We start from the raw sequence: 24251 nt of genomic DNA on the forward strand, positions 1-24251 counted from the left end.
ATGATAAAAAAATTTATACCAAAGAGTGAGTTTAGTCGTAATATTGCGACACTTATCAGCGGCACGGCTATCGCACAGGCTATACCTATAGCAATAAGTCCTATTTTAACCAGATTATATTCGCCAGATGACTTCGGAGTATTTGCACTTTATATGAGTATTGCAGCAATTTTATCTATTGTTGCAACTGTAAAATATGAAGCAGCAGTAATGCTGCCAAAAAAAGATTCAGATGCAGCACATATTGTGATTTTATCTATTGGTATTGCCTTTGTATTTAGCCTATTTATTTCGATTGTTATTTTTCTATTCAATAGTCAGATTACTCAGTTGCTACAAAACGAAAAGATATCAATGTGGTTATATTTTGTACCGTTAACAACCTTTTTTTCAGGAGTTTACCAAAGTGTTAACTTTTGGAGTAATAGGAAAAAACAATATAAGAGGTTAGCTGTAAGTAGAGTCATTCAAAATAGTACAGCCGGTGGTAGTAAATTGGGTATGGGGTTCAGTGGACTGACAAAAGGTGGATTGATTATGGGTACAATTGCCGGGCAAGTTATTGCTGCAATTGTATTGTTCGGAATGGTTTGGAAAGAGGATAAAGCTCTTTTTAGTAGGGTTAAAAAATTAAAAGTTATTGCATTATCAAAAAAATATATCAACTTTCCCAAATATTCTACTCCCGGAGTTTTTTTACAAACAGTAGCCACAAGCAGTCTGCCATTACTTATAAATATATTTTTTAATACAACAGTAGTGGGATTATATTATTTTGCTAATACTATAGTCAGGGCTCCTATTAATTTACTTTTTTCTTCTTTGGCTCAAGTATACCATCAAAAGGCAGTTGTCCTTCATGCCAAAAATAATTTAGAATTGCTTGTTTTTACACAAACTATTCAAAAAAAGATGATACTGTTTTTATTGCCTTTTGTAATCTTTATGTTTATATTCTCACCAATTTTTTTTAAAGTTATTTTTGGCGAAGAGTGGGAAAAAGCCGGTGAATATCTAAGGTATTTTTTGCCACTGATCTTTTTCGGCAGTATCTTTATTCCGATAAGCTCACTTGTCCATGTCTTAGGGGAACAAAAATTTGAACTTTATTGGAAAGTTAGTTTTTTTATATCTCAAATAAGTTCTTTATATATCAGTAGCCTCTATTTTGATTTTGAAATTTCCATATTTATTATGTCTATTTTCGGAAGTTTGCATTATATTTATATTAATTATTATTTAAAAAAAATTATAAGATCAACTTTTATGGAGGATAAATATGATATTTAAACAAAAATACAAAGAATTTTGTAAAATAGAAGAAGATATACCAATTTTTAGCAAAGACTGGTGGCTTGACGCTGTATGCGGTGAAGAAAACTGGGATGTGGTGTTAATAGAAAAAAATAAAAATATTATTGCATCTATGCCGTATTATAAAATAAAAAAGGTTGGCTTTGATCTGATTTCTATGCCACAATTAACTCAGACGATGGGACCGTATATCAAATATCCAGAAGGACAAAAATATCATAACAAGCTTTCTTTGGAAAAAAAGATTACGAATGAGCTTATCGAAAAACTACCTAAGTTTGATAAGTTTTCTCAAACCTTTCATTATAATATAACTAATTGGTTGCCTTTTTATTGGAATAATTTTGAACAGACTACTAGGTATACTTATGTAATAGAAGATTTAAGTAATTTAGAGAATGTCTTTAATAATTTTGATCTATCTAAAAAACAAAATATAAAAAAAGCAGAAAAGATTGTTGATATTAAATTTGATTTGTCAGCTAGAGATTTTTATGAAAATCATAAAATGACACTTTTAAAACAGAATGATACTATCACCTACAGCTTTGAGTTGTTTGAATCTATCTACAATAGTGGCTATAAGCATAATTCCGCAAAAACAATATATGCCATTGACAAAGTTGGAAATATACATGCGGCACTTTTTGTTGTTTGGGATCAAAACAGTGCTTATCATTTATTAAATACCGTTGACCCAGATTTTCGAAATAGTGGCACTGCCAGTTTACTGACTAGAGAGATAATCAAATTTGTTTCAACAAAAACAAAAAAATATGATTTTGAAGGAAGTATGATCGAGAATGTAGAGAGTTCATTTAGAAAATTTGGCGCTATTCAAAAACCTTATTTCCAGATAACTAAAAAGAACTCTAAAATTTTAAAAATAAGACAATTAATTAAAGAGATTATTAAATGATACAAATCTTTATACCAAACAATAATATAAATGAAAGAAAATATATAATAGATATTATTTTCAATGAGTTTTTAGGGCTAGAATACAAGGTAAAAAGTAGAAGGAAGAAGGAGGAGGATGACAGTTGGATTATTGAGCTTGAAAATAAAAATAAATTGATCTTTGAAGATCATTTTTTTAATAAATTTCCAGAAGATTTAGAATATCTGAAACTGGAAAATATTCCTAATAAAATAGGATTTACAGAAAATGATTTTATAGTAGAAAATGATGCACCAATCATTTATGGAGGGCATAAACTAAAAACCATAAGCCATAAACAAAAAACCATTATATGTGGTCTAGATATCTTTGCCTCATCTTTTTTTATGCTTACAAGATGGGAAGAATATGTAAATAAAAATAGAGATTCCCATAACAGATTTCCGGCATATGAAAGTCTAGCTTTTAAAAACAACTTTTTAGATAGACCAATCGTCAATGAGTATGTAGAGATGCTTTGGAATATGCTTGCCCATTTAGGCATAAATCAAAAACGGAAAACTAAAGAATACCAACTATATTTAACGCATGATGTGGATGTTCCGTTAAGGTACACTGATTGGAAAAGTTGTTTACCTGAAATCTGTGGAGATATATTAAAAAGGAAAGATCCTATTTTGGCCATAAAAAAAATTATCGAGAAGTTATTGGTACATTTAGGATTGCAAAAAGACCCCTTTGATACTTTTGATTATTTGATGGATATAAGTGAAAAAGTGGGAGTCAAATCTTACTTTTTTTTTATGGGAGAAGGTGTTACTAGTTTTGACAATGCATATCAAAGTTCAAATATTTTTATAAAAAAATTAGTTAAAAATATAAAAAACAGAGGTCATGAGATAGGCATTCATCCTACATTTAATGCCTATAATGACAGTGACCAATTTAAAAAAGAAAAAGAGGAATTGGAGAAAGAGTTCAAAACCAGCATAGCATTTGGAAGGGAACATTTTCTAAGATTTGAAGTGCCTGTTACTTGGCAAATATGGGAGGATAACGATATGAAGTGGGACAGCACACTTGGTTATGCTGATAAAGAAGGCTTTAGATGTGGTGTATGTTTTGAATATAGTGTTTTTAATATTCTTACAAGAAAAAAACTAAGATTAAAGGAGCGACCACTAATTGTGATGGAAGCAAGCTTTTTGAATTATTCTCCAGAATATGAAGCAATTAAAATGGAAGAAAAAATAACTAAATTAATGAAAGTAGTTAAAAAATACAATGGTGAATTTGTTTTTATCTGGCATAATTCAAGTTTTAATGTAAATAGATGGAAAGAACATCAATATATCTATGAGAAGGTACTGACAAAATGAAAATCGCTTATGTTTTAGACGAGGATATCTCAACGAATACCGGTGTTGTACAAAAGATTATGGCAAAAATAAAAGTATGGGAATCTCTTGGACATAAGGTGCATATTTTTTCATTGATATCTAAAAATCAAAATAGTATTATCAAAAATGGAACAGTGATATCTGTTTCCAGGGGAAAAATTAATTTTTTTCAAAAAATAAAAAGAAACTATGCAAATACTTTATTACTAGATTTAGAATTACAAAAGTACTCGCCTGACATAATCTATAGCAGATATATGAGATATTCGCCCAATCTTGTAAGTGTATTGAAAAGTGCTGCACCCTATATCGTAGAGCTTAATTCCAATGATGTCAATGAGTATAAACAAAGGAGCATACTGTACAGTACTTTCAATACAATTGGAAGAACACTTTTTTATGGTAATGCATCCGCTTTTGTTTCCGTAAGCGTTGAATTAAGCAATGATGATAACTTTACAAAATTCAATAAAAAAACGCTGGTTTTGGGAAATAGTATTGATATCGATCAAATTAGATACCACAAAAACAACACTTCTTGTGTGGAAAATGTCGTATTTATAGGTACCCCCAAGCAAATATGGCATGGCATCGATAAGTGTATTTACATGGCGAACAAATTCCCAAACATAACTTTTCATATTATAGGTCCTGATCAGGCAGAATTAGATGCTTTTCCCGATTTCCAGGAATTAAGTAATATGGTCGTTTACGGGTATCTTGAGGCAGATAAAGCTCAGCACATTATTTCAAAATGTGATATTGGTATTTCAAGCTTGGCACTACATAGAAAAGGAATGAATGAGGCATCACCTCTAAAAAGCAGGATGTATTTGGCCCAAGGATTACCAATTATTACCGGTTATCAGGATACAGACTTCGAGATCGACACTTTGCCATTCGTATTGAATATTGGAAACAATGAGAATAATGTCCGAGATAATATTGTACATATAAAACAGTTTTTTGATTCGGCATCCAAATACACATCTGATGATATCATCAAGGAAGCACGTAGGATTTTTGATCTTGAGAAAAAGGAAAACAAACGATTAGATTTTTTCGAAGAGGTTTTATTAGAAAATGACAGATAGTAAAGAATTAAACATTATGGAATGTTTTGCTATAGCACTGTACTCCATAATGTTTCTATATCAGATTTTTGGTGTAATGATTCATAAGCAATATGGATTCGGATTTTTTTATTGGCCCGTTCAGCAAGCATTTCTTTTACTTATTTCATTAGTATTAATCATTTTTTCAAATAAAATAAAATATGTATTTTCTCAAGGATATTTGTATCATTTATTATTTATATCATTGATTTTATTTCAAATTACATATATTATAATTTATGATTATGCAAACTATTTGCCTTTCGATGAAAAGTTGAGTATATTTTTTGACACAATATCATGGTACATTATTTCACTGGCAATGATTATGACATACCCATATCTATTCAAATTTAAAAATATTTTATATTTATATATTATTTATTTTTCACTCATATTTCTTTTTTTTATATATCTAATACATATTTATCCAACTGATTATATTCAAGCACTTATTAGAGGTGCAGGCATTCCATATAGCAAAAGATCATTATATTATGGTTACGAGGTGGGTTTTCATCTTTTTTTCTCCTCTTATTTTGCCATTTTTTCTTTTTTGTTTTATCATATATAAAAAGAAACAGCATGTTCTTATTCGTCTCCCTTTTATCAATTTATATACTTTATTTAGCTTCCGGTAGAGGTACCTTATTGGCTTATTTGACTGTGTTCACTATTTTTTTTCTTAGTAAAAAAGCTAAGATCATTACTTTATTACTATTAGCTATTTTATTTGTTTTGGGAAATTCTCAAGAATTTCAAAATTTATTAATGGAAGCAAACCCAGGTATGTATTTTTTATTTTATGGTATTGAAGATGATCCATCTGGGCAGGGACGTTTGATTCAATTAGAGCAGAATTGGGAATATATAAAAAATAATTTTATAACTGGAGGGTTAAGATCTGACACGTTAGTGTTTGGAGAAAAAGGTTCTTATATACATAATATACTTTCTTTTCTTCAAAACTATGGGATAATAGTATTTTTATTATTAATAGTACTATTAGTACACGGATTGTATGTAATAGTTTCAACAAACAGCGGTGATAAGGCATATTTTATTGCGACTGTAGTTTTTTCATATTTTTTTATTGAAATTCTATTGTTTAAAACAGTTGGTGAAATCAGATCAATTTTGCCGCTAGTTATAACCTATAATTATTTATTGTTTTACAAGTATAAAACTACATCTTCTGGTCGTAAAGCAACTGATATGTTAGGTGAGAAGTAGGTGCAGTGAGATTGAATTGGCGCGGTAATTTTAAGCATAAAATAAAAGGATTAAGCTATTGTTTACATTAGTACTAGTGATTAATGAAAAAACAGTAACAAAAAGTTTTCCTGCTAACAATATTGTAGCTGGAAATTTTGAAAATTTTTTTGAGCAAGGAAAATAATTTATGAATATTCTTATTACAGCACCATCATTAGATACAAAGTATAATGTAAGTGGTATTTCATCAGTTGTAAATAATATTTTAACTGAAACAGATCAAAATTATATACATTTTTTAGTAGGTAAAAAAGATCAACAAAAGCGTAATATGATGTGGTTTTTGGATCAGTTTATATTACCGTTTAAATTTATGTACAGTCTTTCAAAAAATAAAATAGACATTTTCCATCTTAATGCTCCTTTAAATACCTTAGCTATTATGAGAGATTTTATATTCTTGAATATTGCCAAGTTAATGGGGATTAAAGTACTTTTACATTTACATGGCGGAACATATCTTAAAACAACTCCGAAAAACAAATGGCTCTATAAGTATTTGGAACACTATTTCAATAGTGCAGATCATATTGTTGTGTTGAGCCATCTAGAAAAAGATTTGCTATTGCAAAAATACAAACTTAAAGAAGAAGATATTACACCGATAGAAAATTGTGTTACTGTACCTGATATTAAATATAAAAAAAGTCATGAAACAGCACGAATTATTTTTTTAGGAAGGATTGTAGAAAGCAAGGGTGTTTTTAATATTGTTGAAGCTCTATCACAATTAAGCGTAAGAAGATCAGATTTTGAATTTAATTTATATGGCACAGGCCCTGATCAAGATGATGTAATTAAACAACTAACTGCTACAATTGGTGAGAATTTTCAATATAAAGGTATTGTTGCGGGTGAATCAAAATTCGGAGCATACTTAGAAGCAGATATCTTTTTATTGCCGTCTCTTTATGGTGAAGGATTGCCAATGGCGTTATTAGAATCTATGTCTTATGGTGTGATTCCTGTTGTGACTGATGATGGATCTATGGCAACTGTGGTTGAGAATGGAATAAATGGTTTTATAGTAGATAAGAATAATAGTTCACAATTATGTAATCTTATGGATGAATTAATAGAAAAGTTTAATAAAAGTTCTATAGATATCTTGCAAGAAAAAGCTAGAGCAACTATCAAAGAAAAATATAATTGTCAATATTACTCTATTAAATTAAACAAAATCTATGAAAAGATAATTAATGAAGGGGCGGATAGAGTATATTAAACCTGGAAAACCGCAGAAAAATGCCTATATCGAAAGATATCACCTGACTGTCCGATATGACTGGCTTAATCAATATCTCTTTGAATCAATTGAAGAGGTACAAAAATTTGCAACCAAATGGCTTTGGCTGTATAATAACGAACGCCTTAATAATATGGCAATAGGCGGGATCACTCCCGGGCAAAAGTTGGCTCTTGTAGCTTAACCTCTACTTTTGGAGGGGTTTGAAAATGGAAGGATTATCGACACTAAGCCAAACCCAAAGTTTGGACTCAGTCCTATCGGCGAAGAGTTTTAGTATTTGGGTCTAAAATAAAAATATTTTCTTTTGCGGGTTCTTCTGTTGGTGCCGGAGAATACCCATCACCATAAATGTTGTCACTCATATAAACATTGGTCATATCACAAGTAGAACATACCCACATCGCATCTGGGCCATCAACATAGCCGACATACCAGTTATAGTGATAATCAGATCGGTCACGAGGCTCGCCTCTTACGTTATTGGCGCCCCAACCTTCACGATCACGCACACCAACATAGTTGTTTTCAAAAATAACATTACCTGCCGTAGTACCATCACCATCTCCACCATGCATATCAAAGAGGATGTTAGTTCCTGCTCCATAAGTTATGTTGTTCCTGGCAGTATAGCTTGTTCCTGCATCTCCGCTTGAAGCTATATTATGACGATTGTTTCCAAACTTGTTGTAATTTATTTCAGCATGTCCTACGAAAACAGATACACCGTAGCCGTATCCAGGGCGTTTATTATCATAGATGTCGCAGTGGTGTACGTTTAGGTTATTGCCGCTCCTGTCTGACCTGATACCCGCATAAGTCCATCCGTGTATAAGACAGTTATCTACTTCGATATTGTTCTTCTCTGTGGATATCCCTGTTACCATGTTTACTGAGGCTTCGGTACCGGAAGGACCCTGTATGTCAAGTCCGGTGAATCTAACGCCGTCAATGTTTACCACTATTGTTTTATGATAATTGTTGGAAAGACTGTCGTTTTTGATTACACCTCCAGTGGAACCGCCAATTCCCCTGTTGCTTGCAAACGTAAGCTTTTTACTGATATAAAGCGAGGGTTGTCCTGTAAAGTCGATAGTCGCGCTTTCAGGGATATATATCACATCGTCTGTTGAGGCAGAAGAAATAGCGGATACCAATTCAGAGTATGATGTAACTGTGTAATCACCTGATGTTTTAATATCGAAGTAGCCAGCTCCTCCGCCTATTGGACCTCGGTAGTCAGGTTTGGCTCCATACACTTTACCATTCAGTTCTACCCATGAACCTTCTACGGCAGAGGAAGAAGATGGTAGGATAAAAAAGAGTGATATTATGACAATGAGATATTTAACCATACTGTTTTTTATTCCAAAAGGAGTTGGAATCTTTGTTCTATTTTGCATTATTTTTCCTTTTTTAATTTAACAAACTATTTTAGTAATAAAACTTACAATTGTGAAAATTAAAATACAGAAAACTACTTTTTCAATTCTTTCGGTAGAATCTTGAAGTATCACATAAGACTTTATTTTAGTATACAAAACAAAAGTATTAAGGTAACCCGGCTATCTCATCTACATAAAATAAGATCCGTAGCTTTCCGTCCCTGCTTCACAACAAGTTTGGCTTTTTACTGCATCATTGTATCATCAAACTATTACCACTGCATTACCTATATATTTAAGATATTTAGGTGCATACTTAGACTCAATCTTATCTATTGTATCAGTTTTATATTAAAATTTTTTGAAGGGATGAAAGACTTAAGTTTTTGGATTGATTAACATAGGGGCACCTTAAAAAAGATGGCAATAAAGTGTATTCAAAATTTATAAAGTGATACAAATGCCTTTTAGAAAGTCCTATAAATTAGATTAGATATTATATTAAAATTTTTCAATAACTAATATTTTTAATTTTGCTTTCTTGATCATTACTATTTTAAATTCAGTTTGTTTTTAAATATTCTGACATATACTAATTATTACTTTAATAAAGCCAAACTATCTGTAGAGATAGGACGGAAAGCAATGGGGCTCAAGTAGATCGCCAAGCCACTCAGAAATTATTAGTTGAAATGTATATGATGAGAGGGGTATAAATGTCAAATTTTTTAGGTATTAACTTTTTGTTTGAAAAAGAAGAGATCGAAAGAAAAATAGAAGACTTCATTGCTGACAGAAAGGTGACATATGTCTGTGCAGTGAACGCCAATACTGTTACTGTGGCAAACAATAATCCAGAATATAAAAAGATTATAAATAATTCAGGATTTAATTTATGTGATGGTTCTTTGTTGGCGTTGTTTTACAGAAAAATATACAAAGAACCGGTTTCTTCTTATCCTGGTCCAGATTTTTTTATAGATTATCTAAGTAAAGGAAGGTATAAGTCCTTTTTTTTAGGTTCTACTGATGAGTTATTAAAGTCATTGAAACAAAAATTAGTAAAATATGATCCTAAAATTTCAGATATGCTATTTTATTCACCACCCTTTATTCCACTTGATAATTATAATTATGGATCGATTGCGAAAATGATCAATGAAAGCAATGTAGATATTATTTGGGTTTCACTGGGAGCACCTAAGCAGGAAGAATTTATGTATAGGTTAAAACCATACCTCAAACAAGGCATAATGGTTGGTGTCGGAGCAGCATTTACTTTTTATGGTGATGATAATTTTAAACGAGCACCTATAATTATGAGAAAAATGCACATAGAATGGGTATACAGGAATTTAAAAAATCCCTCTAAATCATTTCCACGATTATTAAAACAAATTCGGTCTGTTCCTATATTAATTTATAAGGAATTAAAAAAATGAATCACAAAATCAAAGTCTTATTGCTTGATGGCCATACTATTCAGGTTCTGCCATTGGCAAAAGCACTGCGAAAAAAGAACTATCATGTTACAGCATTTTGTGAAGAGAAATTATCTTTTGGTTGGGCATCAAGATACCCTCATGAAAAAGTACTGTGCCCAAGTGCTATCAATGAGACGGATACCTATCTGAATTTTCTGGAAAAATTTCTCAAAAAAAACAGATATGATGTAACAATACCTCTTTTTAATGATACTGCTGAACTTATGAGTGAAAATAAAAAGAGGTTTAGCGTATATACAAAGGTTGCCATACCTGATTATCATATTTTAATCCAGGGGCATGATAAAAACTTGACTATGAGTATTGCCAGGAAATTGAATATTCCGCATCCAAGAACAATGGATTTGGAAAAAAACTCTCTTGAAGATGCTGTAGCATATTGCGGCCTTCCCTCATTAATTAAGCCAAATATCGCAGCCGGCGCAAGAGGTATCACAAGAGTAGATTCTTTGGATGAATTAAAATCAATTTATCAGGAGATACGAACTGAATTTGGACCATCAACTCTCCAGGAATTTATACCACAAACTGGATTTCAGTTTAAATGCCAGATGTTTAGAGACAATGACGGCAGTTTAAAGGCATCAACTGTACAAAAAAAATATCGTTTTTTTCCTATAACTGGAGGTAGTACAAGTTGCAGTGAGATTGTAGATAGGCTTGAGATTGTTGAATATTCAAAGCAAATACTTGATGAGATTAAGTGGACTGGTTTTGCTGATTTTGACTATATTCAAGATCCGCGTGACAATAAATATAAAATCATGGAAATTAATCCTCGGGTGCCAGCCTGTATTCGGTCCTGTTTTGAGTCGGGAACTGATTTTGCAGAAATGATTGTCCAGCAAGCTTTAGGAAAAAATGTTACATCTTATCAATCAACTCCCGGTATGATCTTGCGTTTTATGTCCTTGGACATCTTATGGTTTTTATTCAGCTCAAACAAAGAAAGGTTTGCAACTAAACCAAGTTGGTTCAAATTCTGGGGAAATAACATCTGCTATGAGGACGGAGCATGGGATGACCCACTGCCTATGTTTGCGGGGTTTATCCTTGGAATAAAAAAATACCTTAATCCAAAATTTCGGAAGTCTAAGCTCTCATTTAAGAGAAAATCTTCAAATAATGATTTACAGGAGTACAGGTCATGTCAGAAAGTATAAATGATAAAAATTTAGAATTAGTACAAAAAACACAGATGAGTAATCACGAAAAATTGGGTATTATAATCAAATCAATATTTTCATTGCATTTTATAAAATCACTTATATCATCATTTGCTTATTATCTATTTGAACATGTTTACTGGAAGTTTGATATTACTACTAGGGGAGTTTATAGGGTTCATGCTACAACTTCTATACGCAATGCAAAAAATATTTCTCTTGGCTTTGATACACGAATTACGACGAATTGCATTATATGGGCAGGTAAAACATCTAAAATTACTATCGGTAACAATGTATTGATCGGACCAGGAGTACAACTTCATGCATCAAATCACGGATATGCACTAGATAAAGGACCTATGACTTACCAGGAGAAAATGGAAAAAGATATCATACTTGGGAATGATGTTTGGATCGGGGGTAATAGTGTGATTACGGCTGGAGTTACATTGGCGGATGGTATTATTGTGGCAGCTGGTTCTACAGTAACGAAAAGTTTTGATGAGAAAAATATTATTATCGGTGGTGTACCAGCAAAGAAAATTACACAAAGGAACTAAAATGAATGTATTGACATTTGATATAGAAGATTGGTTCCATGTTTTGGATAACCCATCAACAAAAACTGAAAAGCAGTGGGTACAACTTGAGTGTAGAATCCACCAGAATTTGGATAGAATTTTAGATATTTTAAAAAAGCACAATCAAAAAGCCACTTTTTTCTGTATTGGATGGGTGGCAAGAAGGTATCCTACCATTGTTAAAAAGATTGACAATTACGGGCATGAAATCGGCAGTCATTCAGACATGCATCAGCTCGCCTATGAGTTCAATAGAGAAGAGTTCAGGCAGGATCTTGAACAATCGATCAAGTCCATTGAAGATGTAGTCGGTAAAAAGGTAAGAGCATATAGAGCTCCTGGTTTTTCTCTCAAACATCAAAATAGTTGGATGCTTGAGGAGCTCAGCAAGCATGGTATTGAAATAGACTGTTCGGTATTTCCTGCACGAAGAGCACATGGTGGTTTTAAAGAATTTGGTCATGCAGAACCGGCATATGTTGAAATAGATGGTGCTAGAATTAAAGAATTTCCAATTAATCTTTACTCGTTATTCGGGAAAAATATTATTTTTTCCGGCGGTGGATATTTTAGATTGATCCCATATCCACTCATTAAATTCTTCATGAAAACATCCGATTATGTCATGGTCTATCTTCACCCAAGAGATTTTGATTATGATCAGCCAATGATAGAAGGGCTTTCAGCATTTAGAAGATTTAAATCTTATGTTGGACTAAAAACTACATCCAATAAACTTGATAGATTACTTAATGATTTTGATTTTGTGGATTTACGTGAAGCAAATAAGAATATAGATTGGTCACAAGTCAAAACAATTAAACTTAATAGAAAAGACAAGTAATGGCTGGAGTTAAAAAAATTATATCGCGTTATAATGTTCTGAATATTCAAAACAACGTGATGTATGTAGCTAAAGGCTATGAAATTTATAAGAGTGATAATGAAGGAAAGAGTTGGGAGCTTGATGGCAGAGTAAGAGATAGTAAATATAGTATATGGGCAAAAAGTAGATTATTGGAGAGATTATTGGTTTTTTCAGAGGGGAAGTTTATAGAAAATTTATAGGAATGGAGCATCAATGAGTCGATAAATTACCTCTGGTTTTATCTAAGTATATTAGAGTTAGATCATCATTAAAGGAAAAAGTTAGGAGTATAATGAACCCCAAAAACCATACCACTTAAAACAACTTTCTTATTCCAAATGATAGAATATCAAATAAGAAAATTGTAGCATCTTAGCCTCATAATTGACTGGAGACATATATCCATTGGACGAATGAAGCCTCTATCTATTATAAAACACCTCTATGTATCAAAGATAGCCCGATTAGCCTCAGCTCTTGCTTTAACGTCTTTTAAGGCGCTGATCAAATAAATTTAAGTAGATAGAGAACAACAATATAAACAGAATCAAAGAAAGAAAATCACCTGCATGACTTACCTGATATCCTATAATAGAAAATATCATTTGCATCATGGTCAAGATGATGACCGTATAACGGATATCCCCTTTCACATTGAATAAGAAATGATGCATGTGATTTTTATCTGCATGAAATGGTGATATATGACGTTGCATGCGCCGTATCATTACGATAAATGTATCCAAGACAGGCAGTGCTACAATAAACAAAATAGATATAGGCGTAATGTACTGAGTCGAGTATATACCTAAAATAGATATTACCATTCCTAACGAGAGTGAACCGCTATCACCCATAAATACTTTTGCAGGGTACCAATTAAACAACAAAAATGCGAAAAGAGTTACAATGAAGAATGACGATAAGGAAATGATAAGTTCATCATGATGTAGTAAACCTATAGCTAAGAAAGTAACAAGTATCACCATAGAGATAGATGCAGCCAACCCATCTAAACCATCCATTAAATTCAAGGCATTAGTGTAGCCTGCTATGGCAAAAAAGCTAAAAGGAAAAACCATCCAAGCTGGCAAGATGATTTCATATTCAAAATAAGTCCCTAAAGAATATATCGCAACATCATTGATATATAATATGATTGAAGAAACAAAAATAAAGATAAATTTTATTATCGGTGAAATATTTTTTAGATCATCCCACACCCCTGCTATAAAGACCATAACAATAGCCAGATAGATATAATAGTATGTTTTCAAATATTCAAGATCAAATAGTAATAAAGTAATAAATATAGCCAGAATAAAAGCAATACCTGCACCTCTTGGTATCGGTTTTTTGTGTACACTTCTTTCATTTGGAATATCTATCAATCCTACTTTCTGAGCAAAAAACATAAATATAGCTATACCTGCTAAAGAAGATAAAAAAATATAAACTAATAACAGTTCATTCATAAACACATCCTTTACAATTAATGCTACTCCTAATAATACTATAAAATAGACATATCAAGCAATATTCATACTAGTGAATTTATTCTTAAGATATTCATACAGTTCTATGAGTAATGTTTAAGTAATGCTCTTACAATATAATTTTCATCAAGTTAGTGAAAAAAGCCAAACCTGTTGTGAAGTAGGGACGGAAAGCCAAGGGTCTCAATTTTAATGAGATAGCCAAGTTGCCTTTGTTCAATACAAAGTAATACTATAGAGTACTGTTTTTATATAAAACTCTTCTATGCCTTCACAATAAATCTTTCTTCACAACAAACACGTCATCAATCGAAGAAGGAAATTCAAACCAATGTTTAGACTTAACAATATCAAACAAAATTTACTTATCGTAGCTTTAGCAACATTTATTTCAGGTTGTGGTGGTGGTTCGACAACTACTTCAGAAGGAATAGCATCTACACCAGCTTTAAGTTCGAAAGCTATACAAGAAGGACAGGTGATAGATAGAGCTACAGGAAGAGGTCTAGCAAATGTCGAAGTAAATATCGAATCACATACGACAACAACTGATGCAAATGGATTCTATAGACTAAATAATATAGCTGTAAATGACAATGCGGTAGTAAACTTTGAAAAAGATGGCTATCTCTTCGGTAGTACTAAGGTCCAGATAAAAGCATTATCTGGAGACAATACACCTTCTACGAATTACCTAGAGTATACGCTTGATACTTATAATACCCAATGGAGTTATGATAGCCAAGATGGATCTACTAGTGCTGCAGTTGAAATACCTGCAGGTACTATCCATACAGATGAATCAGAGAATGTCTATAATGGGGTTGTCTATAGTCGTTGGCTCTTTAAAGATACAATGACAGCTGAAGGACGAGATGCTTTTCCTGGTGCTTTTGAAGGAATGAACAACAATGGTATTGTTGTTCCATTTGTCTCCTATGGACTTATGTCAGTAGAATTAAAAGATGAAAATGGTGCTTCACTAAGCTTATCAGAAAATATAACTTTAGCACTTCCTTCAGTCACAGGAACAACTGAAAATATCCTTTCACTTTGGTACTATGATTATGATCAGGGGTTATGGATTGAAGACGGTTTTGCTGAACGGCAGTCAGACGGAACATATCTTGGGGAAATCTCACACCCTGGAACATGGAGCCTGAGCCAACCCATTGAAGTAGAAGTCGGTATCTATCGTGGTTATATTCTCAATGTAGACGGATCTCCGATGAGTGACGCAAGAGTTTATGCAGTAGGAGATAACTGGATCAGCAGTGACCTCTCTACGGATCAGAATGGACAATTTGAGCTTGAAGTGATACCTGGTAACAATTTTCAGCTTTCAGCTTATAACTATAAAGATCAATATGAAGCTACATACAATGGTATAATGCCAATAATCGCTTCTGGAAATATTGTCGAAGGATAAAATAGTCTTTTCTTTACATACAATAAACATTTAATATGGAGAAGCACACATAGTTTCTCCGTAGTTTAATTCTTCTATATTCACTATCATTTAACATTGATCTCAAAGTCTAAGATGATAATTCATCAATTTAATTGATTATAAACATATATTTTAATTTTATATTATTTTCAGTTTAATTATGTATTATTCCGATACGACTATGATTTAAGGTATTACTTAATCATAAGTTTCAGAAATAAAAGTATTAGGCCAAACCTGTTGTGAAGCAGGGACGGAAAGCTTCAGGTCTTTTGAAAAGAAGATAGCTGGGTTGCATTTATTTAAAATAGTCGTATCTCTTATGATCAATTTAAATAAATTATAACTTTTAACTAAAGTTTATAATCCTAATCTTATATACAGTCCAGTGGGTAATATTGAAGTAATACTCTTTTAATATAATGCCCATCAAGTTAGGGAGAAAAGCCAAACCTGTTGTGAAGCAGGGACGGAAAGCCAAGGGTCTCATAATAATACTGAGATAGCCTAGTTGCCTTTGTAACATACAAAGTAATGCTATATTATAGTGGTTTATACCGTTCTTCAAAGAAAAATATTTTCTATTTACTTCATAACAAATTTTCTTCACAACAACACGTTCATAAAAGAAGGAAAATTTAAACAATGTTTAGACTTAACAATATCAAACAAAACATACTTATAGTAGCTATTGCAGCTTTGCTAACAGGTTGTGGAGGTGGTGGATCAACAGATTCTACAATAGATTCAACTATCAACCTAAAACCCGTGTCTGTTCCTGCTGATACAATAGATGTAACAGAAAATTCTGCAACTATAGATCTCACAAATTGGTTAGAGAAGAGCTATACTGTAACAGAAGTAAAATATGATTATATTACTAACAATAACTATGGTTCATCTATTACCATAAATGATACTGAAAGTACGGTTACCTTAGTTAATTTAGAATCTAGTACAACATATCATTATCAAATAATAGGTGTTGACAACAACGGTAAAAAGATTTCAAATAAAGAAGATATTCTCACTTTTACAACTAAACCAGCACTACAAACAGAACCGGCGCCAATACCGTTAACAATTAATTCTATTTCGGATAGTAGTACAACAGAAAATTCAACACTTATTACCTGGGAACTAAGCAACTATGCAACAGGACAAGTAGAATACGGAATTACTAATAATTATGGTAATTTTTCTACAAAAGAAACGAGTTTCAATTATAATAAACATATCCAACTACTCTCTAATCTTAAACCTGACACTACCTATCATTATAGAGTCATCTCAACAGATGAAAATGGTAATACTGTTATAAGTGACGACCAAACCTTTCAAACACTACCAGCACCAACCGAACCGATTGTAACTGAGCCAGCGCCAAGTGAACCAATCATAACGGAACCGATCGTAACAGAACCAGTACCAAGCGAACCGATCGTAACTGAACCAGCGCCAATACCTTTAACAATTAATTCTATTTCGGATAGTAGTACAACAGAAAATTCAACACTTATTACCTGGGAACTAAGCAACTATGCAACAGGACAAGTAGAATACGGAATTACTAATAATTATGGTAATTTTTCTACAAAAGAAACGAGTTTCAATTATAATAAACATATCCAACTACTCTCTAATCTTAAACCTGACACTACCTATCATTATAGAGTCATCTCAACAGATGAAAATGGTAATACTGTTATAAGTGATGACCAAACTTTTAAAACACTGTCTAGTTGTCAGAGTGGACCAGCTCAACATTTAGGACAAGTTAAAGACACTACTTCCGATACTGGTTTAGTAGATGTTACAGTAACGATCGCTGGTTGTTCTACTAAAACCGATGCAAATGGGTTCTATAGACTAAATAATATAGTTGAAAATCAGAATGCAGTTGTGACTTTTGAAAAAGAGGGATATCTCCTCGGAAGTACTAAAATCCAGATCAAAGAGTTATCTGGAGACAGTACACCTTCTACGAATTATCTAGAGTATGCTCTTGATACTTATGATACTGAATGGAGTTTTGATAGTCAAACTAGTGTTGATGATACTCATATTAACATACCTGCTTCAGTCTATACAACTACAGATGGTAATCCCTACAGTGGTGTAGTTTCAGTTGCGTTAGAAATACAAGATGTTACAACAGATCTAGGAAAAAGAATCTTTTCTGGCTCATTTGAAGGTCAAAACACATATGGTGAGATACAACAGTTTGTTTCTCATGGTCTTATCAGTTTATTATGTAAAGATGCGAATGGTAATCTACTCAATTTTGCTGAAGGCAGCAGTGCAACATTGACATTTGATGCAGTATCTTCTATGGATGGAGCGAATATCATTCCACTTTGGTATTATGATTATGATCAGGGGTTATGGATCGAAGAAGGTTATGCTGAATTGCAGGCAGATGGTACATACCATGGTGAAATATCACACCCGGGAACATGGAGTTTAAGTCAGCCGATTGAGAACACTCCTGGTATCTATCGTGGTTATATTCTCAATGTAGACGGATTACCTATGAGTGACGTAAGAGTCTACGCCATAGGAGATAACTGGGTAAGCAGCGATCTCTCTACGGATGCAAATGGTTTATTTGAACTCGAAGTGATTCCAGATAGTAGTTTTCAACTCAAGGCGTATAATTACAAAGATAATTATGAAGCCGTATATAATGGGACGATAGATCCAATCGCTTCTGGCGTAATAGTTGGAAATTAAAATAATAAAGAATTTATTATGACGATGATGATATGAGTAATTCATCATCGTTATCTATCCCCAACACACAGGATATTATAAAAACAAACTTTTTAAACTCCTATGAAGCTTCTAGTTTTGCTTTTACAGTTCAAGCATTGATAACATTGAATACTTCCTAAATTATTATTTTCTCAAACATTTATATTTCACTCATCTTTTCACTTTTTTTCACTCTACATAACATTGTAAGAAATATTTTTTGCCAATATATTCAATTTGAGAGTTATCTATTAAGATAATATTTAATATATTATATGATATTATTGATTGTAATAAAAAAATATTTGAAGGAGTAAAGATGATAAAAAGTGTTATGTCTTTAAAGCGAATATGGTAATAGCGGAGTTAAATATAGATGCCGACACATAAACTGTTGGCTTACCTTATAATGTAAAAAAGGATCGATAATGAAAACAATGAACCTCAAAATATACTCTCTTTTAATCTCAATTTTTGCCTTGTTAACTTTTAGTGGATGTGACTCTTCTAGCTCTCCAGGACAACCTGCTGGTGAGACAGAGGCAGAATGTCTATTGAATGCAGGAGGATATGTAGCCATTGAGATCAATGGTTGAACCTGGTTGGATAGAAACCTTGGTGCCAGTCAAGCTGCAACTGAAACAAATGATTCTCTAGCATACGGTGATTACTATCAGTGGGGACGGTATGCAGATGGTCATGAGAAAAACGATTCAGAAGTATGCGATGCGTTTTTAGCCACAGACCTAAACGATAGTAATACTTCCGATTGGTATGCACAATTCATTGTACCTCCTTCAGGTCCTCATGATTGGGTAGCTGCTGATGTTGATGATAATGGTAGTTTAAGATCTGCATCTTGGAACACACCTTATGATGATAATCAAGTGTGTCCATGTGGTTATGTTGTAGCTACGGAAAATGATTTTAAAGATCTCAATATTACTGATACCAATGTTTCGAATGACTTTAAATTAGCATATGCAGGATATAGATCGCCCGATAGTTCATTAGGTGGTGTTGATACTATGGCAATTTATTGGACAAGTGATACTAATGATACCAATGGAAGAGGATCAATTCCTTATGATTTAATAGGTGATGGTAGAGCTTCAGATCATAAAAGAGCTTATGGTCTACCAATACGTTGTATTAAACCTCAATAACAGCTTCCAGAAAGAAACTATAATACAGTTTCTTTCTGTCTTTTCTGATGTCAGATATATTTTTCTTTCAAAATAAAATTAGGAAGAAGCTACCTAAAAGGTAATTACCTTCCAATCTTCTTTGAGTGCCCCTGTAAGTAGTTCCCCGGTATGGATCATATCTATCCCTAATGAAGCCAGCTTCTCAGTCACTCCATATTCATCACTGCATACGACACAGCATGAGAGTGCAACACCTGTAGCTTTGACCTGAGCTACTATCTCTTGCAATACTTTATTTTCTGCCAAAAGTTTTGCCGAAGGTCCCCATATCATTAAATGGGCTTGATCCCAGTAGCCTCTTGGAAGGATGACACTTGAGTAGAGTAGTACCATCTTTTTTGCCACTTCTATCTCGGCAGTACTCCATACAATAAGTAGTTTGTCCATAGTTATTCCTAATAAATTAATGATGTATTATAGTATTTTTGGGAAGATTAAAAAAGGAAGAAAATGAATAAAAAAGGCAGTACATCAATCATATACTGCCAAAAGATCTTAGTGTAAAAAGTGTCTTACAGTAGTAAAGTAAAGAGAGATACCATGTTCATTGGCAGCTTCAATGACTTCATCATCTCTGATGCTTCCGCCAGGCTCGATGATCGCTTTTACACCTGCAGCTGCTGCTGCATCGATACTGTCACGGAACGGGAAGAAGGCTTCAGATGCCATCGCTGCACCAGATACATCCAGATCCATCTCTTTGGCTTTTTTAAGGGCACACTGTGCAGCATCCACACGGCTTGTCATCCCCATACCTACAGCGACCATTGCTGAGTCTTTTACATACACTACGCAGTTAGACTTCGTCAGACCGGCGACTTTCCATGCGATCTCCAAGTCTTTCATCTCTTGCGCTGTAGCAGTCAGTTCTGATTTTTGTTGAGCATTATGTACTTCACCATCACAGATACAGTCTGCATTCTGATAGACAAATCCGCCGTCTACATGTTTGAAATCATGGCTATCATTTGACATCACAAGTTTTGTTCCACCCTGGGCAAAGAGTTTAAGACGTTTTTTCTTCTCAAACACTTCTAATGCCTCTGCATCAAAATCCGCTGCCATAACAACTTCAAGGAAGATCTCATTCATTTTCTCTGCAAGCTCTTTTGTTACCACACCATTGACTGCAACCACACCACCGAATGCAGAGACAGGATCACATTTCAGTGCTTCTGTATAGGATTCCAAAAGCGACTCTTTGATGGCAAAACCGCAAGGGTTTCCATGTTTTACGATACATACGGCATTTTCATCACCAAAACTTGAAGCGATCTTCAATGCACCGTTCACATCATTGATGTTGTTGAAACTTGCTTCACCTTTAACTTGCTTGAAGTTGTTCGTGAAGTGATTGTCAAACTCATAGAGTGCACCTTTTTGGTGCGGGTTCTCACCATAACGTGTCTGAAATGATTTTTTACCTGTAATGAACTGATAATCACCGAATCCATCGTTAAAACGACCGTTCATATAGTTTGCGATCATTGAATCATACGCAGCTGTATGCTCAAATGCTTTGATCATCATATCTCTTCTGAACTCAACCGTGTTTGTATTGTTTTTCAGGTTATTGAGTACTGTGTCATAGTCTGCGACATCGGTCACAATGATCACACTGTCAAAGTTCTTCGCTGCACTTCTTACCATTGCTGGTCCACCGATGTCAATGTTCTCAATGATCTCATCAAAATCATCGGTCTTTTCAATCGTTGCTTTAAACGGATAAAGATTCACACATACAAGATCAATCCCTTCAACACCGAGCTCTTTTGCCTGATCTAAGTGAGACTGTTTGTCCCTTCTATGTAAAATACCACCGTGGATATATGGGTTAAGCGTCTTCACTCTTCCCTCAAAACACTCAGGAAATTTTGTCACTTCATTGGCTTCAATCACCGCAATACCTGCATCTTGAAGTTTTTTATAGGTACCACCCGTTGAGATGATCTCATAACCTAATGCTACCAACTCTTTGGCAAAGTTCTCTACACCGCTTTTGTCACTTACTGATATTAGTGCTCTCATTCTTCTCTCTTTCTCAATAATTAATAATAAATGTTACGGCGAACGCCCTTGAAAGCGAAGCGTTTCGAGAGCCGTAACGCTTTTTTGCCTACTTTTTATAAAAAAAGTAGAAATAAAACTCTCATCCCCAAAATAAAACTGGAAATGCATACATCAATTCAAATAATAAACTCAAGTATACATTCCCACTCAGAAGAGTGGGAACAAGAGGAAATTATACTATTACAGGTCCTGCTCAATGGTACGAGCAAACGTATTAAAGTAAATATCTTTTACTTTCTCCAAAGAAAGTGCCACATCATTTACCTTCACGCTCTCTCCACCAACTGTACCAATGTTCGTCACTTTAATACCAAGGTCCATAGCCATACGAACAACTGCTTCTACATACTCTTCAGAAACTTCTAAAAGTGCTCTACTTTGTGATTCATCAAAAATATTTTTACTGTCATCCAACGCGATCTCAGCGCTTACACCTTTGTTAGAGACTGCTGCCATTTTAGAGAGTGCGATGGCTAACCCACCCACATTCACATCTTTTGCAGACTTTAAAAGTCCCTGTTTGTTCGCTTCGATGACAAGTTCCCAAAGTGCGAGTTCTGTTTTATAGTCAAATGTCGGTAAAGACCCAGCTGTTTCACCATGCAATGCTTTAATATAGAGTGATCCACCGAATTCACCTTTGGTTTCACCTACAAGAAGGATTTGACTTCCCTCTTCCTGGAATGATGAAGGGAGTACTTTATTTTGATCATCGTTGAGTCCTACCATAGCTATAGCAGGTGTAGGAAATACAGATACACCGTTGGTTTCATTATAAAGAGATACGTTTCCACTAACCACCGGTGTATTGAGTTCCAAACATGCTTCTTTGATACCTTCACAACCCTGTGCGAACTGCCACATCACTTCCGGGTTTTCCGGGTTACCGTAGTTCAGACAATCCGTGATAGAGAGTGGTCTAGCTCCAGACATTGCCACATTACGTCCAGATTCAACCACTGCAAGTGCCGCACCCTTTTTAGGATCGATGTAACAGTAACGAGGGTTACAGTCAGAACTCATTGCCAATGCTTTTCCGTTCTCTTTGATACGGATCGATGAGGCATCTAGGCTTCCTGGTCCTTTCGTTGTGTTGGTCTGTACCATAGAATCATACTGATTGTAGACCCAAGCTTTGTCTGATACTTCGATATTTGAAAGCAGTGTTTCATAGGCTTCTTGGTCATCCACTGCTGGATAGCTCTCAACAGTTTTTGCATTCACTTCATCCAAATATGCAGGTCTTGCCACTGGTCTGTCCAGTACCGGCGCTTCTTCACTCACCGGAGCGATAGGCATATCTGCACATTTTTCACCATGCCACATCAATTCCATACGTGCTGTATCGGTTACTTCACCGATCACTGCTACATCCAATTCCCATTTTTCAAAAATGTCGATAATAGCCTGTTCACTTCCCTTTTTCGCACAAATAAGCATACGCTCCTGAGACTCAGAAAGCATAAAGTCATACGGTGTCATACCCTCTTCTCTTGCCGGCACTTTATCCAAGTGCATGATAAGGCCTGCACCTGTTTTACCAGCCATTTCAAATGCTGAAGAGGTAAGTCCAGCTGCACCCATATCCTGGATACCTACTACATGATCCGTTTTGAAGAGTTCCAAACATGCTTCAAGAAGCAGTTTCTCTGTAAATGGATCACCTACCTGTACTGTAGGACGAAGTGATTTTGACTCCTCAGTAAAACTATCAGAACTCATCACCGCACCACCAAGACCATCACGGCCTGTTTTTGAACCTACATACATCACAGAGTTACCTATACCTGAGGCAACACCCAAGAAAATCTCATCTGCTTTGACCAGTCCCAAGGAAAAGGCATTCACAAGAATGTTCCCGTTATAACTCTCATCAAAGCTCACTTCCCCACCGATCGTAGGAACACCCATACAGTTACCATAAGATCCGATACCATCTACAACACCACGTACGAGGTGTCTTTGGTATTTTGCAGTGTCACTGTCACCATTTACTGTACCAAAACGCAATGCGTTAAGGTTTGCCACTGGTCTTGCTCCCATGGTAAAGATATCTCTAAGTATCCCACCTACACCTGTCGCTGCACCCTGGAAAGGTTCAATGAATGACGGGTGATTATGACTCTCCATTTTAAAGACAGCTGCCATACCCTCACCTATATCGATAACACCTGCATTTTCACCTGGTCCCTGGATGACCCATGGTGCTTTTGTCGGGAAACCTCTAAGGTATTTTGTACTTGATTTGTATGAACAGTGCTCTGACCACATAGCAGAAAAAATACCAATCTCTACGATATTTGGGTGACGACCGTCTAAGATACGTAAAATATCCTGGTACTCTTCTTTGCTGAGTTTGTGATTCTTTAAAACTTCATCTAGATTCTCTATAGGTTGTGACATAGATAGTGTCCTTTTAGGGGGTGAAATAAGGGTTATATTTTACTCAAAAAGTACTAAATAAGTGATAAAAAGGTAGAATGTTTTACTATAAAAAGTGACTGGTCACTTGAG

At 34.2% G+C, this 24251-nt stretch carries 20 protein-coding genes, 1 pseudogene and 5 riboswitches; of the genes and pseudogenes, 16 read left to right on the forward strand and 5 right to left on the reverse strand.

What is annotated here, in order from left to right; all coding sequences use genetic code 11:
• From SULAR_RS04695 to SULAR_RS04730, 7 genes and pseudogenes are all read left to right on the forward strand, one after another.
• Positions 1–1290, forward strand: coding sequence for an oligosaccharide flippase family protein (locus SULAR_RS04695; RefSeq protein ID WP_008243530.1), 1290 nt, complete (start codon positions 1–3; stop codon positions 1288–1290).
• On the forward strand, positions 1280–2233 hold the full coding sequence (locus SULAR_RS04700) for a hypothetical protein (protein WP_008243531.1): 954 nt from the start codon (positions 1280–1282) through the stop codon (positions 2231–2233). The genes SULAR_RS04695 and SULAR_RS04700 overlap by 11 nt, the downstream gene beginning before the upstream one ends.
• Positions 2230–3594: a polysaccharide deacetylase family protein gene (locus SULAR_RS04705; protein WP_008243532.1), complete on the forward strand. Its 1365-nt coding sequence runs from the start codon at positions 2230–2232 to the stop codon at positions 3592–3594. Before SULAR_RS04700 ends, SULAR_RS04705 begins: the two co-directional genes overlap by 4 nt.
• Entirely contained in the window at positions 3591–4709 is a 1119-nt protein-coding gene (locus SULAR_RS04710) for an anthranilate synthase component I (RefSeq protein ID WP_008243533.1), read from the forward strand. The genes SULAR_RS04705 and SULAR_RS04710 overlap by 4 nt, the downstream gene beginning before the upstream one ends.
• A gap of 606 nt (positions 4710–5315) precedes the next feature.
• The gene (locus SULAR_RS04720; protein WP_008243535.1) at positions 5316–5963 is read left to right on the forward strand and encodes a hypothetical protein; all 648 of its coding nucleotides are present in this window, start codon (positions 5316–5318) and stop codon (positions 5961–5963) included.
• A 316-nt stretch (positions 5964–6279) separates the two neighbouring features.
• Positions 6280–7230 carry a glycosyltransferase family 4 protein gene (locus tag SULAR_RS04725; protein WP_255344715.1) on the forward strand — a complete coding sequence of 317 codons (951 nt, stop codon included), beginning with the start codon at positions 6280–6282 and terminating at the stop codon, positions 7228–7230.
• Positions 7217–7435: pseudogene (locus tag SULAR_RS04730) on the forward strand (transposase); the annotation flags it as partial. The gene SULAR_RS04725 and the pseudogene SULAR_RS04730, both read left to right, overlap by 14 nt.
• Positions 7436–7508: 73 nt before the next feature.
• Here the strand turns inward: SULAR_RS04730 and SULAR_RS11245 are convergent.
• Positions 7509–8654, reverse strand: coding sequence for a hypothetical protein (locus SULAR_RS11245; protein ID WP_008243540.1), 1146 nt, complete (start codon positions 8652–8654; stop codon positions 7509–7511).
• A gap of 149 nt (positions 8655–8803) precedes the next feature.
• Positions 8804–8888: riboswitch (cyclic di-GMP riboswitch) on the reverse strand.
• Positions 8889–9238: 350 nt separating this feature from the next.
• A riboswitch (cyclic di-GMP riboswitch) is annotated at positions 9239–9313 on the forward strand.
• Between the two features lie 39 nt (positions 9314–9352).
• Between SULAR_RS11245 and SULAR_RS04740 the strand changes: the two genes are divergently transcribed.
• From SULAR_RS04740 to SULAR_RS04760, 5 genes are read left to right on the forward strand one after another with little or no spacing between them, the layout of a single operon-like run.
• On the forward strand, positions 9353–10078 hold the full coding sequence (locus SULAR_RS04740; protein WP_008243542.1) for a WecB/TagA/CpsF family glycosyltransferase: 726 nt from the start codon (positions 9353–9355) through the stop codon (positions 10076–10078).
• Positions 10075–11304: an ATP-grasp domain-containing protein gene (locus tag SULAR_RS04745; RefSeq protein WP_008243545.1), complete on the forward strand. Its 1230-nt coding sequence runs from the start codon at positions 10075–10077 to the stop codon at positions 11302–11304. The genes SULAR_RS04740 and SULAR_RS04745 overlap by 4 nt, the downstream gene beginning before the upstream one ends.
• On the forward strand, positions 11289–11870 hold the full coding sequence (locus SULAR_RS04750; RefSeq protein ID WP_008243546.1) for an acyltransferase: 582 nt from the start codon (positions 11289–11291) through the stop codon (positions 11868–11870). Before SULAR_RS04745 ends, SULAR_RS04750 begins: the two co-directional genes overlap by 16 nt.
• Position 11871: 1 nt before the next feature.
• Positions 11872–12735: a polysaccharide deacetylase family protein gene (locus tag SULAR_RS04755; protein WP_008243547.1), complete on the forward strand. Its 864-nt coding sequence runs from the start codon at positions 11872–11874 to the stop codon at positions 12733–12735.
• Positions 12735–12959: a hypothetical protein gene (locus SULAR_RS04760; protein WP_008243549.1), complete on the forward strand. Its 225-nt coding sequence runs from the start codon at positions 12735–12737 to the stop codon at positions 12957–12959. Before SULAR_RS04755 ends, SULAR_RS04760 begins: the two co-directional genes overlap by 1 nt.
• A 282-nt stretch (positions 12960–13241) precedes the next feature.
• Here SULAR_RS04760 and SULAR_RS04765 read toward each other — a convergent pair whose 3' ends face one another.
• Positions 13242–14234 carry a glycosyltransferase family 4 protein gene (locus SULAR_RS04765; RefSeq protein ID WP_008243551.1) on the reverse strand — a complete coding sequence of 331 codons (993 nt, stop codon included), beginning with the start codon at positions 14232–14234 and terminating at the stop codon, positions 13242–13244.
• Between the two features lie 154 nt (positions 14235–14388).
• A riboswitch (cyclic di-GMP riboswitch) is annotated at positions 14389–14469 on the forward strand.
• Positions 14470–14586: 117 nt separating this feature from the next.
• Here SULAR_RS04765 and SULAR_RS04770 point away from each other — a divergent pair.
• The 4 genes from SULAR_RS04770 to SULAR_RS04780 all read left to right on the forward strand — a co-directional run bounded on the left by SULAR_RS04770 (position 14587) and on the right by SULAR_RS04780 (position 19625).
• The gene (locus SULAR_RS04770) at positions 14587–15684 is read left to right on the forward strand and encodes a carboxypeptidase-like regulatory domain-containing protein (RefSeq protein WP_008243553.1); all 1098 of its coding nucleotides are present in this window, start codon (positions 14587–14589) and stop codon (positions 15682–15684) included.
• A gap of 241 nt (positions 15685–15925) precedes the next feature.
• A riboswitch (cyclic di-GMP riboswitch) is annotated at positions 15926–16005 on the forward strand.
• Positions 16006–16141: 136 nt separating this feature from the next.
• A riboswitch (cyclic di-GMP riboswitch) is annotated at positions 16142–16224 on the forward strand.
• 126 nt (positions 16225–16350) lie between these two features.
• Positions 16351–18438 carry a fibronectin type III domain-containing protein gene (locus SULAR_RS04775; RefSeq protein ID WP_008243559.1) on the forward strand — a complete coding sequence of 696 codons (2088 nt, stop codon included), beginning with the start codon at positions 16351–16353 and terminating at the stop codon, positions 18436–18438.
• A gap of 449 nt (positions 18439–18887) precedes the next feature.
• Positions 18888–19055: a hypothetical protein gene (locus SULAR_RS11140; protein WP_155993783.1), complete on the forward strand. Its 168-nt coding sequence runs from the start codon at positions 18888–18890 to the stop codon at positions 19053–19055.
• Between the two features lie 6 nt (positions 19056–19061).
• A complete protein-coding gene (locus tag SULAR_RS04780) occupies positions 19062–19625 on the forward strand; it encodes an FISUMP domain-containing protein (RefSeq protein WP_008243560.1) in 564 nt (187 codons plus the stop codon).
• Positions 19626–19718: 93 nt separating this feature from the next.
• Here SULAR_RS04780 and SULAR_RS04785 read toward each other — a convergent pair whose 3' ends face one another.
• The 3 genes from SULAR_RS04785 to purL all read right to left on the reverse strand — a co-directional run bounded on the left by SULAR_RS04785 (position 19719) and on the right by purL (position 24140).
• The gene (locus SULAR_RS04785) at positions 19719–20054 is read right to left on the reverse strand and encodes a DsrE family protein (RefSeq protein WP_008243561.1); all 336 of its coding nucleotides are present in this window, start codon (positions 20052–20054) and stop codon (positions 19719–19721) included.
• Positions 20055–20162: 108 nt separating this feature from the next.
• Entirely contained in the window at positions 20163–21695 is a 1533-nt protein-coding gene (purH, locus tag SULAR_RS04790) for a bifunctional phosphoribosylaminoimidazolecarboxamide formyltransferase/IMP cyclohydrolase (protein WP_008243562.1), read from the reverse strand.
• A 222-nt stretch (positions 21696–21917) separates the two neighbouring features.
• The gene (gene purL / locus SULAR_RS04795) at positions 21918–24140 is read right to left on the reverse strand and encodes a phosphoribosylformylglycinamidine synthase subunit PurL (protein ID WP_008243563.1); all 2223 of its coding nucleotides are present in this window, start codon (positions 24138–24140) and stop codon (positions 21918–21920) included.
• Positions 24141–24251: the final 111 nt, after the last annotated feature.

The sequence above is a fragment of the Sulfurovum sp. AR genome (genome assembly GCF_000296775.1).
GTDB classification, from domain to species: domain Bacteria; phylum Campylobacterota; class Campylobacteria; order Campylobacterales; family Sulfurovaceae; genus Sulfurovum; species Sulfurovum xiamenensis.